The organism is Xylanimonas allomyrinae, from assembly GCF_004135345.1.
Lineage (GTDB): Bacteria > Actinomycetota > Actinomycetes > Actinomycetales > Cellulomonadaceae > Xylanimonas > Xylanimonas allomyrinae.
Genome location: NZ_CP035495.1, coordinates 3,648,363 through 3,660,798 on the forward strand (window position 1 = coordinate 3,648,363; position 12,436 = coordinate 3,660,798).

A 12,436-nucleotide genomic window follows, 5' to 3' on the forward strand; every position below is an offset into this window, starting at 1 on the left:
CAATGAAGATCGTCGTGTGCTGCAAAGCCGTGCGCAACGAGGCAGACATCAAGGTGGGAGCCGGCGGTTCGCTCGACGCGAGCCGTGCGGCCTGGACCGTGGGGTCCTACGACCTGCACGCGGTCGAGGCCGGGAAGCGGCTGGTCGAGGCCACGCCGGGTGCCACGCTCGTCGGCCTCATGGCCGGCGGGTCCGAGCTGACGAACGTCAAGCTCAAGAAGGAGGTCGGCTCGCGAGGTCTCGACGAGCTGGCCGTGATCGTCGACGACGCGCTGGTCGAGGCGGACGCCCTGACCACCGCGCGGGCGCTGGCCTCCGCGATCGGCGCGATGGGCGACGTCGACCTCGTGCTGTGCGGCCCGGGCTCGGGTGACGAGTACGCCCAGGCCGTCGGGCCCATGCTCGGGGAGCTGCTCGGGCGTCCGGTCGTCAACGCCGTGGACGCGGTGGAGCCCGACGGCGCCGGCCTGCGCGTGGAGCGTTCGCTCGCGGGGGCGGTGCAGGTGCTGTCGGTGCCGCTGCCCGCGGTGCTGGCGGTGACGTCGTCGATCAACACCCCGCGCATCCCGGGGATGAGGGACATCCTCAGCGCCGGGAAGATCCCGCTGACCGAGCTGCCGGCGCCGTCCGCGGCGCCGGCCCCGGTCACCCGGGTGTCCACGACGGCGGCGCCGCGCGCCGCACGCGCGGGCAAGGTCCTCGAGGGCACGGACGAGGCGACGATCGCCGAGCTCGCCGCCCTGATCAGGTCGGCACTGTGAGCAGCGAAGGGAACGACGTCAGCATGACGAACGAGTTGTGGGTCATCGCCGAGGACAGTGCGGCGCTCGCCACCCTGTGCGGCGCGGGCCGTGCCCTCGGGCTGCCGGTCAGGGCCGTCGTCCTCGGTGACGTGGAGGACGCCGGCGCGTACGGTGCGCAGGAGGTGCTGCGGTTCGCCACCCCGGTCTCCGGGCTCGTGGAGGACACGGCGCCGGACGTCGCCGCGCTGCTCGAGGAGCGCCAGGCGCGACTCGTCGCCGCGAGCACGAGCCCCACCGGGACGCTCGTCGCGGGCCGGGTCGCCGCCCGCCTCGGCGTCCCGCTGGCCGCCGCGGTCGAGTCGGTCGAGGTCGGTGAGACCCTCACCGTCCGGCGGCAGGTGCTCGGCGGCATGGCCGTCCGCACCGAGCAGCTTGCCGGGAGCGCGGCCGTGGTCACGATCGGTGCCGGGACGTTCGACCCGGCACCGCGGGGCGAGGCCGCCGAGGTGGCGGTCGAGACCGTCGCCGCGGCCACGGACAGCGGCATCCGGCTGGTCGACACGCAGGTCCAGCAGGTCGAGTCGGTCAACCTCGCCGTGGCTCCGCGGGTCGTCTCGGTCGGCCGCGGGTTCGCCGCCCAGGAGGACCTCGCGCTCGCCGAGGCGCTCGCTGCGGCGATCGGGGCCGAGCTGGCATGCTCTCGCCCCGTCGCCGAGGGTTCGGGCTGGATGGCGAAGGAGCGCTACGTCGGTGTCACCGGCGCCAAGCTCAAGCCGGACCTGTACATCGCCGTCGGCATCTCAGGGCAGGTTCAGCACACCTCGGGCGTCGACGGCGCGAAGGTCATCGTGGCGATCAACAAGGACAAGGACGCGCCGATCTTCGCCGACGCGGACTTCGGCCTCGTCGCCGACCTGTACGAGGCGCTGCCCCTGCTGACGGCGCAGCTGTGACGGGTCACGGGCGACGATGATCGACAGTGTGGGGCCGCTGACCCTCGCAGACCTGTGGGATCAGCTTGCCCGTGACTGCGGTGACGACCCCTTCCTGACCTTCGAGGGGCAGGAGGGGGTCGTCCACCGGGTCAGCTACGGGCAGTTCGACGCCGAGACCAACCGGGCGGCGAACATGCTCGCAGCCCACGGCGTCAGGCACGGCGACAACGTCGCTCTGCACCTGCCCAACGGTCCGGAGTTCCTGGGTGCCCAGTTCGCGCTCGCCAAGCTCGGCGCGGTCGCCGTGCCGATCGCCGCGGAGCTGCAGCGCCGCGAGTGCGAGCACATCGTCGAACGGTGCCAGGCGCAGGTGGTGGTCGTCGCGGCCGAGTGGGCGCAGTGCTACGCCGACATGCCCGGGGTCCGCCTGCTCGTGATCGTGGGCGAGCACGCCGGCGACCCGGTGCCGGGCGTCGAGCGGATCGTCTCGCTCGCCGACCGGCGGTCCCACCCGCCCGTGCTGGCCACGTCTCCGGACGTCGCCAGCGACGACGTCGCGATGATCCTGTTCACCTCGGGGAGCACGGCGGCGCCCAAGGGCGTCATGATCACGCACGCCAACTGCATCTACGCCGGCTGGTACGGCAACTGGCAGGCGGGCATGACCCGCCAGGACCGGATGCTGACACCGATGCCGATGGCGCACTCGAACTTCCAGCTCGCCGCGCTGATGCCCGTCCTGACCGCCGGGTGCGAGCTGGTCATCGAGGCCCGCTACAGCGCCCGGCGCTTCTGGGGTCAGGTGCGGCGCCACCGTGCGACGCTCGTCCAGGCGGTCGCCATGATGGTCCGCACCCTGCTGCTCCAGCCGCCCGCCGACGACGCCGACAACGTCGTCCGGCACGTCATGTACTACCTCCCGCTGGACGCGCAGGCCAAGGACGAGTTCGAGGCCCGGTTCGGGGTGCGCCTGCTCAACTCCTACGGGTCGACGGAGTCGATCTGCTGGGTGGTCACCGACTTCCCGTTCGGGCCACGGCGGTGGCCGTCGCCCGGCCGGGTCGGGCTGGGCTACCAGGCGAAGGTCGTCGACGACGACGGAGCCGACCTGCCGCCGGGCGCGACCGGAGAGCTCCTCGTCCGGGGGGTGCCGGGGCGGACCCTCATGAAGGGTTACTACCGTGACCCGGAGGCCACCGCGCGGGCGCTCGACTCCGACGGATGGCTGCACACGGGCGACCGCTGCTTCTTCGACGCCGACGGGTACCTCTTCTTCGTGGGGCGTCACCAGGACCTCATCAAGCGCTCCGGGGAGAACATCTCCGCGCTCGAGGTCGAGGCCGTCCTCCTCGAGCACCCGGACGTCGCGCAGGCCGCCGTCATCGGCGTGCCCGAGCCGATCCGGGGTGAAGCGGTGCGCGCGTTCCTCGTCGCGCACGAGGGCCACGCCCTCGACGTCGAGCAGGTGCTCGCGTTCGCCCGCACGCGCCTTGCGCAGTTCAAGGTGCCGACCGACGTCGTGCTCGCCGACAGCCTCCCGCAGACCTCCACAGGAAAGACCGCCAAACACTTGCTCGACCGCGCACCGATGCGCTGAGACCGCACGAAGACCCTTCACGACAAGGAGACGACGATGAACATCAAGACGGAGATGGTGGGCCAGACCTTCGGGCCGTTCGTCCGGGAGTACACCTTCCGGGACCTGGAGCTCTTCGCGCTCGGCTCGGGCGCGGCGATCGACGGCCGGACCGGGCTGGAGTACGTCGACGAGAAGGACCCGGGCAAGCCTCAGCTCAAGGTCCTGCCGACCATCGCGGCGATGCCGATCGTGGACCAGGTCGTCACCAAGACGATCGACTACGGCTACAACTACGCGGGCTCGCTGCACTGGAGCTTCGACATCAAGTTCCACGGCCGCCCGATCCCGCAGGACGGCTCGTTCGTCACGAAGGTGCGGCTCGAAGGGCTGTACGACCGTGGCGCGGGCAAGGGCCTGCTCGCCCAGCACGTGGGCGACACCTACGACGCCGACGGCAACCTGCTGTTCACGAACGAGTCGTGGGACTGCCTGATCTACGACGGCGGCTGGGGCGGCCCTGCCGCGCCCAAGGACGTCGTCGAGATGCCCGACCGCGCCCCGGACTTCGAGGCCGAGGAGCGCGTGCCGTTCAACCAGGCTCTGATCTACCGCCTGTCGGGCGACTGGCACCCGCAGCACATCGACTGGGACTACGCGGCCGAGAACGGTCAGCGGCGCCCCATCCTGCACGCGGTGAGCACGGCCGGGTACGCCTGCCGCGCGTTCGTCGACGCCTTCGTCCCCGGTGAGCCGGAGCGGATCACGCGGTTCAAGACCCGCATCACGTCGCCGGTGCTGCCGGGCGCGACGCTGGTCACCCAGTTCTGGCGGATGGACGACACGCGCGTCCACTTCCGTGTCATCGACGCCTTCGCACCCGCCAAGCCGTACCTCAACTGGGGCGTCATCGAATGGGCGTGACCACGCCGAGGTCGCCCCGTCCCCGCACCGAGAGGACCAAGGACGAACATGCCGGACTTTGACGCCATCGTCGTCGGCTCAGGGTGTGCCGGTCCGATGGCGGCGCATGCGCTCGCCTCGGCCGGCAAGTCCGTCGCCGTCGTCGAACGCGGTGACCAGCCCGGGGCCAAGAACGTCACGGGGGCAGGCTCTACGCCCACTCGCTCGCCGCGGCGTTCCCCGACTACGCGACCGAGGCGCCGCTCGAACGCAAGATCACGCACGAGAAGGTCTCGTTCATGACCGACGACTCCAGCTTCACGGTCGACTTCACGTCGCCGGGTCTGGGTGTCGAGGGATCCGACTCGTACTCGGTGCTGCGTGCCGAGCTCGACCCGTGGCTGGCGTCGAAGGCCGAGGATGCCGGTGCTGACTACATCACCGGCATCCCGGTCGACGAGCTGCTCACCGACGGGGCGCGCGTGACCGGCGTCAGGGCCGGCGACGACGAGCTGACCGCCGACGTCGTCATCCTGTGCGACGGCGTCAACTCGCTCCTGATCGAGCAGGCCGGTCTGGGGGCGACGCCGTCGCCCCACCAGGTCGCCGTCGGCGTCCGGCAGACCTTCGAGCTGCCGGCGCGGGTCATCGAGGACCGGTTCCACCTCGCCGAGGGCGAGGGCGCCGCGTGGTTGTTCGTGGGCGCGCCCACGGGTGGGCGCGTCGGCGGCGGGTTCCTGTACACCAACAAGGACACGGTCTCGGTGGGGCTCGTGGCGACGGTCTCGGACCTGACACGGTCGCGGACCCCGCTGACGCAGCTCACCGAGGACTTCCTGCGGCATCCCGTCCTGGGACCCGTGCTCCGGGACGCCAAGCCGGTCGAGTACTCGGCGCACCTCGTCCCGGAGGGCGGCATGGACTCGATGCCGCGGCTCGCGGGCGACGGCGTCCTGGTCGCGGGCGACGCGGCCATGATGTGCCTCAACCTCGGGTACTCGGTGCGTGGCATGGACCTGGCCATCGCGGCGGGACGGATCGCCGGCGAGCAGGCGGCGCGGGCGCTCGACGCGGGCGACACGAGCGCCGTCGGCCTGGCGGGGTACGAGGCGGCGCTGCGGGACAGCTTCGTGCTCAAGGACATGAGCGCGATGCGCGCGTTCCCTCACTTCATGGAGAGCACGCCGCGCATCTTCAGCGCCTACCCCGCGATGGTGCGCGACATCTGCCTGTCGACGTTCGTCGTCGACGGCACGCCGGTCGAGCCTCTGCGACGGCGCGTCATGCGCCCGGTCAAGCAGGCAGGCGGGCTGTGGGCGCTGGCGAAGGACGGACTGCGAGGAATGAGGGCACTGTGACGGATCACGAGACCACCCCCGGGGCGGACCGGCAGCCGGTCGACGTCGACGCGAAGCTCGCGCTCGACCGGTTCGAGCTCGACGAGGGCTACGCGCACGTCGTGGTCGGCGACGACGCGGACGATGCCGTCTTCGACCACCTGGTCACCCTCTGCCCGGCGGGCCTGTACAAGCGAGGCCCTGCCGGCGAGCGGCTCTTCGACCACGCGGGCTGCCTCGAGTGCGGCACGTGCCGGATCGAGGGGGCACCGTGACGCTGTCGCGGTGGACGTTCCCGCGCGCCGGGCACGGCGTCAGCTACCGGTACTGATCGGACCGCGCCATGATCGATCAGGGTTCCACCCTGTGCGCGGACCTGCCGGGCGCCACGCTGCGTTCCGTGGTCGTCTCGCCCGAGTGGTCGAACAACGTCTATGTGCTGACGTCGAAGACCTCGGGGGAGCAGATCATCGTGGACGCGGCCGACGAGCCGTCGAAGATCCTCGACCTGCTGCAGGTCGCGGCGGCCGACTCACCTGAGCCGGCCGCCGTGCGCGCCATCGTGACCACGCACCAGCACGACGACCACATCGGCGCGCTGGCGGCGATGGTGCACCACACCGGTGCCCGCACGTACGCGGGCACCGACGACGCCGCGGCCGTCACCGAGCAGACCGGCGTGCCGATCGACCGGGCCGTCGCCGACGGCGACACCATCGACGTCGCCGGGCTCTCGCTCGGGGTGGTCGCGGTGCGCGGGCACACGCCGGGGTCGATCGTGCTGGTGCTCGACGACCCGCACGGGCCGACGCACCTGCTCGTCGGCGACGACCTGTTCCCGGGGGTATCGGCCGGACCGAGACCCCCGAGGACTTCGCGGCGCTGCTGTCGGACATCGAGCACCGGCTCATGCGCCGGTTCGCGGACGACTCCGTCGTCTGGCCGGGCCACGGACGGCCGACCACCCTTGGGGCCGAGCGGCCTCACCTGGCGGCATGGCGTGCGCGTGGCTGGTGACATGACCTGGCGGGACCTGACGCGGGCGCGGCGGTGGGGGCTGCTGATGCTGGTCTCGGCCGGCAGCTCGATCATCTTCTACATCCCGAGCCTGCGGCGGGTCTTCCCCGACCAGATGATGGATGCGCTGGGCCTGAACAACGAGCAGGTCGGCATCCTGATGGCCGCCTACGGCATCACCTCGATGATCTGCTACGTGCCGTCGGGCATCCTGGCGGACAAGGTGCGGATGCGGACGCTGAGCTGGGTCGGCTACATCGCGACCGCCGTGCTGCTGTACGTGTACGCGCTGCTGCCCTCGTTCGGCGTGCTGATGGTCCTGATGATCGGCCTCGGCGTGACCACGATCCTGATCTGGTGGGGCACGCGCCTGAAGCTGGTGCGGCTGCTGTTCGACGAGTCGGAGTACCCGAGCCGCATCGGGTGGTCGTACCTGTTCTTCGCGCTGGGCGGCCTGCTGGTCGGCAACGTGATCGCGACGCTGCTGCTCAACCACACCGGGACCGACACCGCAGGTCACCAGGCGTTCTTGCGGTACCTGCTGCTGAGCGTGGCCACGATCATCCTGGTGATGGGCGTGCTGGCGTTCCTGTTCATCCCGCGGTTCGACAACGAGTTCGACCCGAACGCCAAGCGTCTGTCGCTCTCGGAGTTCGTCGCCGCGCTGAAGAACCCGGCCGTCGTGTGGGCGTCCCTGACGATGCTCTTCTCGTACTTCGCCTACACGTCGATCACGTACACGACGCAGTGGCTGCAGATCGGTGCGATCGGGGTGGGCGCGGTCATGATCGCGAACATCGGCAACGTGCGCTCGTACGGGATGGGTGTGTTCTCCGGTCCGATCGCGGGTGCGATCACCAAGCGGGTCGGGTCGACGTCGAAGGTCGTCATGGGTGGCTTCGCGCTGGCCGTGGTGGGGCTGCTGACCTTCGTGCTCCTGCCGTGGAACACGTCGATGGCGGTGCCGTTCATCGTGCTGACGCTCGCGCTCGGGTTCGTGTGCACGGGTGTGTTCTACGTGACGACGGGGCAGCTGACCGAGGCGCGGGTGCCGACGCAGACGTTCGGTGCGGCGGCGGGCATCGTGTCGCTGGTCGGGTTCTTGCCCGACACGTTCCGTGACATCTGGTTCGGCCGGATGATCGACCAGGCCAACCTGGCCGACGGCGGGAACACCGGGGACGCGTTCCGCACCATCTGGTGGATCGTGATCGCCGCCTGTGTCCTGGGCGCCTTCTGCGCCTTCATGATGCTGCGCGTCTGCGCGCGGACGGGTCTACCGCACCGGGTCGAGGACGACGTCGACGGTCGCGCCGTCGGCGATGCCTTCGGCGTGCCGCACAGCCCGCTTGACCGGCAGCACGTAGCCGCGCTGCTCGTCGCTCGGGAAGACTGATGTCGACCACGTGGTCGCGCCGATCGTGACCACGACCTTGATCGAGCCGAAACCGCGCGGCGGCAACGGTAGCTCGGCGAGCTCGTCCGACAGGTCCGGGGGGACGGTGACGAACCACCACGCGTCGGTGCGCGCCCGCCACTGCCACAGCGGTGCAGCGAACCGGAAGGCCATGACCCGAGCGTAGACGCCCGGTCGGTACCGTGTCCGGGGGTTCGGGTGCTGCTGCCGGCGTGGCATGCGCCCCATGCCCCGGGGCGGCCCGGAGTTCGGCGGCGGACAGGCCGAACGACGGAGCTCGCCGGACGAAGGAGTCTGCCGAACAAGGGAGCTGGTGGCATGCCCGTGGTAACCGAGCCCGCGCTGCGAGAGATCGCGGTCGCCGACACGTTCTTCTCCACGACGGACCGCAGAGGCGTCATCGACGGGGCGAACGCCGTCTTCTGCCACTACGCGCGGTACCCGATGGACGAGGTGCTGGGCCGGCCGCACAACCTGATTCGTCACCCGGACATGCCCGGCGGGGCGTTCCGGCTCATCTGGGACCTGCAGCTCGCGGGCCGTCCCGCGGCCGCCTACGTGAAGAACCGGGGCCAGGACGGATCGGCCTACTGGGTCTTCGCGACCATGACCCCGCTCGGTGAGGGGTTCCTGTCGGTGCGGACGCGTCCGTGCCGCACCGACGTCTGGCAGGCGGTCGACGGCCTCTACCGCAAGGTGCTCGCGCTGGAGGTGGCCGCACGGTCCGAGGGTGCCTCGCGAAACGCCGCCGCCGCGCTCGGCGCGCAGGCCCTCACCGACGGCGTCGCCGACCTCGGCTTCGCCAGCTACCAGGACTTCGTCGCGTTCGCCGTCCCCGCCGAGGTCGCGGCACGCCGCGAGCTGGTCCGATGGACCGACCCCGACCCTCGGGACCCGGCGTCCGGCCCCCTGCGGGCCCTGCTCCAGGGAGCGGTCGGCGTCGACCTCGCGCTCGACGACCAGCTCGCCGGCCTCGACCAGGTCGACGCCCTCTCCGCGCGGCTGGCCGAGCTCTCGGACCAGACCGAGAAGGGCGTCGGCCGGCTCAGGGCGGCGGTGGCTGCTGCCGCTGCCGCGTCCGGCGAGGTCGCGGCGACCAACCCCGTGCTGGGCCGCGTGGTCGCCCCGCTGTCGGACATCGCGCGGGGCTGGCCGAGGCGATGGAGGACCTGCGGCTGCGCCACGGCGCGCTGCGCGCCCGGATCGGCGAGCTGCGGCTGCGCATCGCGCTGGCGCGGCTGCACGACGAGCAGCTCGGCGGCTTCGTACGCGAGCTCGCCGCGGACCACGCGGCGGACCGCAGCCCGCTGTACGTCCAGGAGCTGGCTCTGGCCCTCGAGGGGACCACGGTCGCCGCCGCGGACGAGGTCGCGTCGACCACCGAGGGCCTGCAGACCATGTCGCGCGACATCGGCGAGGTCGAGCGCGAGATGCGCTCCTTCCAGCGCCAGCTCGCGACGTGGCGGCTGCTCATCCCGCGGTACGGGCTGTCCCAGCGGCTCGACCCGTTCACCGAGCCGATCGACGCTCAGCTCGCCTTCGGGCTCGACCAGATCGGCGCGCTGCGCGCCCTTGCCGGCCAGTGCGTGGCCGCGTCACGTCCGTTCGACGTCGCACCGATGGCGGCGGCGGTCCAGGCCGTGCGGTCGGCGCGCGGATCGGTCGGCGAGTTCGCGGGCCAGGACCTGTCCTCGGTCCCGTGGCTCGCGTCCGCGGGCGGCTGAGCGTTCGGGCCCGGCAGAGCGTTCGGGCCCGGCAGAGTCGGACCGCGCTTCTGGCTGCGGGCCTGGCTGCCGGGTCCGGGGGGCGCGGGTCCGGGGGCGCGGGCCCCGGCGGCGCCCGGATGCCTGGACGCGGTGCCGCCCCGACGTGGCACGTCCTCGCGGGCCCGGTCCGCCGGGCCCGCGAGGACGGTCGTGTCTTCTCGGGCTCCCGTGCCGGGTGCCCGCGCGTGCGAGGGGCCTCAGCCCTCCGTCGTCCCCGCGGTGGGTCGTCCACCGCGCGTGCGGCGCCGGTTGCGCGAACGCCGACGTGCGGCGTCGCCTCCCGCCCGGGACGCCGTCCCGTCCGCTGCCGCGTCCGGCGCCGTGGCGCCGTCGCGCGTGCGCTCGCCCGCGCGCGAGCGGCCGCCGTCGCGACCGGACTGGCGCGAGCCGCCCCGCGCCTCACCCGCAGACCCTCCCGTGCGCGACCCGCTCGACGGGCGTGACGACGTCCGCTTGCCGGTCTCGCCGAGATCCTCGAGCGCCTCGGCGTCCAGGCCGGCAAGGGTGCGCTTGTCGCGGGGCAGGCGGCCCTTGGTGCCTGCCGGGATGTTCAGGTCGGAGAACAGGTGCGGCGAGGTCGAGTAGGTCTCGACGGGCTCGGGGTGCCCCGTGTCGAGCGTCTTGTCGATGAGCCCCCAGCGCGGCATGTCGTCCCAGTCGACGAACGTCACGGCCGTGCCCTTGTTGCCTGCGCGGCCCGTGCGGCCCACGCGGTGCAGGTAGGTGCGCTCGTCCTCCGGGCACTGGTAGTTGACGACGTGCGTGACGTCGTCGACGTCGATGCCGCGCGCCGCGACGTCGGTCGCGACCAGCACGTCGATGTTGCCGTGGCGCAGGGCGCGCAGCGCCTGCTCACGGGCGCCCTGGCCCAGGTCGCCGTGGATCGCGCCGGCGGCGAACCCGCGGTCGCGCAGCTCGTCGCTCACCTTCGCGGCCGTGCGCTTGGTGCGCGCGAACACGATGGTGCGGCCCCGGCCCTCGGCCTGCAGCAGCCGGGCCAGCACCTCGATCTTGTCGAGCGCGTGCGCGCGGTAGACGAACTGCGTGATGTTCTTGACGGTCACGCTCTCGTCGTCCGGGTCGGCCGCGCGGATGTGCGTGGGCTGCGACATGTAGCGGCGCGCCATGGCCACGACCGGGCCGGGCATCGTCGCCGAGAACAGCATGGTGTGGCGCTGCGCGGGCAGCCGCGACAGGATCCGCTCGACGTCGGGCAGGAAGCCCAGGTCGAGCATCTCGTCGGCCTCGTCGAGCACGATCGTCTGCGCGCGCAGCAGGTTCAGGTGGCCCTGGTTGAGCAGGTCGACCATGCGGCCCGGCGTGCCGACGACAACCTCGGCGCCGGCCTTGAGCTGCTCGATCTGCGGTTCGTAGGCGCGGCCGCCGTAGATCTGGACGACGCGCAGGCTCGGCCGCATCGCCGACGCGGTGGCGAGGTCGCCCGCGACCTGCACGGCCAGCTCGCGCGTCGGGGCGACGACGACGGCCTGCGGCTTGCCTGCCGCGACCAGGTCGTCCCAGCCGGGCTCGCCGGGCGCGACGACACGGTTCAGCAGCGGGATGCCGAAGCCCAGGGTCTTGCCGGTGCCGGTCTTGGCCTGGCCGATGATGTCGTGGCCCTGGAGGGCCACGGGCAGCGTCATCGCCTGGATGGGGAACGGGTGGGTGATGCCGACGGCGGCGAGCGCCTCGACGATCTGGGGTCGGACCCCGAAGTCGGCGAACGAGACGTCCTGCCGCTGGATGGACGAGGCCGCGTGGTGGGCCCGGGTGGCGTTCGGGGACGCGAGCGCCGTTGCGGCGCCCGGTGTGTGCTCTGTGGTCACAAGTGCCTTCGGTCAGTTCGTCGGCGCGGCACGCTCCAAAGTGGCGGCGCCGAATGGACGGCAGCCGATCGCGGAAGGACATCGCGACGCCCGGCGGGAGAGCCCGCCTGCCGTCGCGGGAGATCTGTGCGGGACGACCGGGCAACCGTGGTACAGAGTCAGTCTACGCGACGGGCGGTAACCGGCCCGTATCCTGACCGCATGAGCGAGCAACCCGTGGTGCCCGACGTCGCCGCACCCGCTGGGAGAGGACCGCTCCTGGAGGTGGTCGGGCTCGCCGCGTACGTGCGGCTCGGGCTGTTCGGGATCATCGGCCAGCACACGTGGGACGCCCCCGACCTGGCCTCCTCGCAGCGCATGCTCGCGATCGGCCTGCGCGTCGGCGAGCAGCAGGGCAGGCTCCTGGCCATCGGCGCGAGCCACGGCGTCGAGCCGGTCGAGCTCATGCGGCCGTTCGCGGGCGTTCTCGACTCGTTCGAGGCGCGCACGCCGGAGTCGTCCTGGTGGGAGGGGCTGCTCAAGGGCGTCGTCGGCCACGGCGTCGCCAGCGACCTGTGCCGGCTGCTGGCCCGCGGCCTTCCGGGCGACCTCGCCGCTCAGGTCGTCGGGGCGATGGAGTACACCGACGACGACGAGCGCGCGACATCGATCGTGCGCGCCGGCGTCGAGGCGGACGGACGTCTCGGGTCACGGCTCGCTCTGTGGGGCCGGCGCGTCGTCGGCGAGTCGCTCTCGCTGTCGCAGGCGCTGCTGACGACGCGGCCGTCGTTCGGCGAGCTCGCCCGGGCGGCGATGCCGGCGACCGTCGCACCGGAAGGACCCTCGGCGGACGTGGTCGCCTGGGTGCTTGGTGAGCTCACCGCCGAGCACACGCGGCGCATGGACCGGATGGGGCTCGCGGCCTGAGATCGGGTTT

General features: G+C 72.0%; 12 protein-coding genes. 10 read left to right on the plus strand and 2 right to left on the minus strand.

The window, feature by feature from the left end:
* The first annotated feature begins 2 nt into the window (after window positions 1–2).
* From ET495_RS16530 to ET495_RS19540, 8 genes are all read left to right on the plus strand, one after another.
* On the plus strand, window positions 3–761 hold the full coding sequence (locus ET495_RS16530) for an adenine nucleotide alpha hydrolase family protein (RefSeq protein WP_129205688.1): 759 nt from the start codon (window positions 3–5) through the stop codon (window positions 759–761).
* A 23-nt stretch (window positions 762–784) separates the two neighbouring features.
* Window positions 785–1,696: an electron transfer flavoprotein subunit alpha/FixB family protein gene (locus tag ET495_RS16535; protein ID WP_129205689.1), complete on the plus strand. Its 912-nt coding sequence runs from the start codon at window positions 785–787 to the stop codon at window positions 1,694–1,696.
* 16 nt (window positions 1,697–1,712) lie between these two features.
* Window positions 1,713–3,275, plus strand: coding sequence for an AMP-binding protein (locus ET495_RS16540; protein WP_129205690.1), 1,563 nt, complete (start codon window positions 1,713–1,715; stop codon window positions 3,273–3,275).
* Window positions 3,276–3,311: 36 nt separating this feature from the next.
* Window positions 3,312–4,178 (plus strand): MaoC/PaaZ C-terminal domain-containing protein, encoded by an 867-nt coding sequence (locus ET495_RS16545; RefSeq protein ID WP_129205691.1) that lies wholly within the window; start codon window positions 3,312–3,314, stop codon window positions 4,176–4,178.
* Between the two features lie 96 nt (window positions 4,179–4,274).
* Entirely contained in the window at window positions 4,275–4,460 is a 186-nt protein-coding gene (locus ET495_RS19795) for a hypothetical protein (protein WP_425471240.1), read from the plus strand.
* Window positions 4,457–5,515: an FAD-dependent oxidoreductase gene (locus ET495_RS16550; protein WP_211340869.1), complete on the plus strand. Its 1,059-nt coding sequence runs from the start codon at window positions 4,457–4,459 to the stop codon at window positions 5,513–5,515. Before ET495_RS19795 ends, ET495_RS16550 begins: the two co-directional genes overlap by 4 nt.
* Window positions 5,512–5,769 (plus strand): ferredoxin family protein, encoded by a 258-nt coding sequence (locus ET495_RS16555; RefSeq protein ID WP_211340870.1) that lies wholly within the window; start codon window positions 5,512–5,514, stop codon window positions 5,767–5,769. Before ET495_RS16550 ends, ET495_RS16555 begins: the two co-directional genes overlap by 4 nt.
* A 68-nt stretch (window positions 5,770–5,837) precedes the next feature.
* On the plus strand, window positions 5,838–7,907 hold the full coding sequence (locus ET495_RS19540; protein WP_342770123.1) for an MFS transporter: 2,070 nt from the start codon (window positions 5,838–5,840) through the stop codon (window positions 7,905–7,907).
* On the opposite strand, the gene ET495_RS16570 is transcribed toward ET495_RS19540, so the two are convergent.
* Window positions 7,788–8,081, minus strand: coding sequence for a DUF1905 domain-containing protein (locus tag ET495_RS16570; protein WP_129205693.1), 294 nt, complete (start codon window positions 8,079–8,081; stop codon window positions 7,788–7,790). The two genes, ET495_RS19540 and ET495_RS16570, sit on opposite strands and share 120 nt — an antisense overlap.
* A 1,007-nt stretch (window positions 8,082–9,088) precedes the next feature.
* Between ET495_RS16570 and ET495_RS16575 the strand changes: the two genes are divergently transcribed.
* Entirely contained in the window at window positions 9,089–9,652 is a 564-nt protein-coding gene (locus ET495_RS16575) for a hypothetical protein (protein ID WP_129205694.1), read from the plus strand.
* 239 nt (window positions 9,653–9,891) lie between these two features.
* Here ET495_RS16575 and ET495_RS16580 read toward each other — a convergent pair whose 3' ends face one another.
* A complete protein-coding gene (locus ET495_RS16580) occupies window positions 9,892–11,520 on the minus strand; it encodes a DEAD/DEAH box helicase (RefSeq protein WP_129205695.1) in 1,629 nt (542 codons plus the stop codon).
* 201 nt (window positions 11,521–11,721) lie between these two features.
* On the opposite strand from ET495_RS16580, the gene ET495_RS16585 reads away from it, so the two are divergent.
* Window positions 11,722–12,426: a ferritin-like fold-containing protein gene (locus ET495_RS16585; protein ID WP_129205696.1), complete on the plus strand. Its 705-nt coding sequence runs from the start codon at window positions 11,722–11,724 to the stop codon at window positions 12,424–12,426.
* Window positions 12,427–12,436: the final 10 nt, after the last annotated feature.

What these genes read in the sequence shown, in the direction of transcription:
- ET495_RS16530 (WP_129205688.1), top strand. Translation starts at nt 3, where the DNA reads ATGAAGATCGTCGTGTGCTGCAAAGCCGTGCGCAACGAGGCAGACATC.
- ET495_RS19540 (WP_342770123.1), top strand. Translation starts at nt 5,838, where the DNA reads ATGATCGATCAGGGTTCCACCCTGTGCGCGGACCTGCCGGGCGCCACG.
- ET495_RS16545 (WP_129205691.1), top strand. Translation starts at nt 3,312, where the DNA reads ATGAACATCAAGACGGAGATGGTGGGCCAGACCTTCGGGCCGTTCGTC.
- ET495_RS16540 (WP_129205690.1), top strand. Translation starts at nt 1,713, where the DNA reads ATGATCGACAGTGTGGGGCCGCTGACCCTCGCAGACCTGTGGGATCAG.
- ET495_RS16535 (WP_129205689.1), top strand. Translation starts at nt 785, where the DNA reads ATGACGAACGAGTTGTGGGTCATCGCCGAGGACAGTGCGGCGCTCGCC.
- ET495_RS16575 (WP_129205694.1), top strand. Translation starts at nt 9,089, where the DNA reads ATGGAGGACCTGCGGCTGCGCCACGGCGCGCTGCGCGCCCGGATCGGC.
- ET495_RS16550 (WP_211340869.1), top strand. Translation starts at nt 4,457, where the DNA reads ATGACCGACGACTCCAGCTTCACGGTCGACTTCACGTCGCCGGGTCTG.
- ET495_RS16585 (WP_129205696.1), top strand. Translation starts at nt 11,722, where the DNA reads ATGAGCGAGCAACCCGTGGTGCCCGACGTCGCCGCACCCGCTGGGAGA.
- ET495_RS19795 (WP_425471240.1), top strand. Translation starts at nt 4,275, where the DNA reads ATGGCGGCGCATGCGCTCGCCTCGGCCGGCAAGTCCGTCGCCGTCGTC.
- ET495_RS16570 (WP_129205693.1), bottom strand. Translation starts at nt 8,081, where the DNA reads ATGGCCTTCCGGTTCGCTGCACCGCTGTGGCAGTGGCGGGCGCGCACC.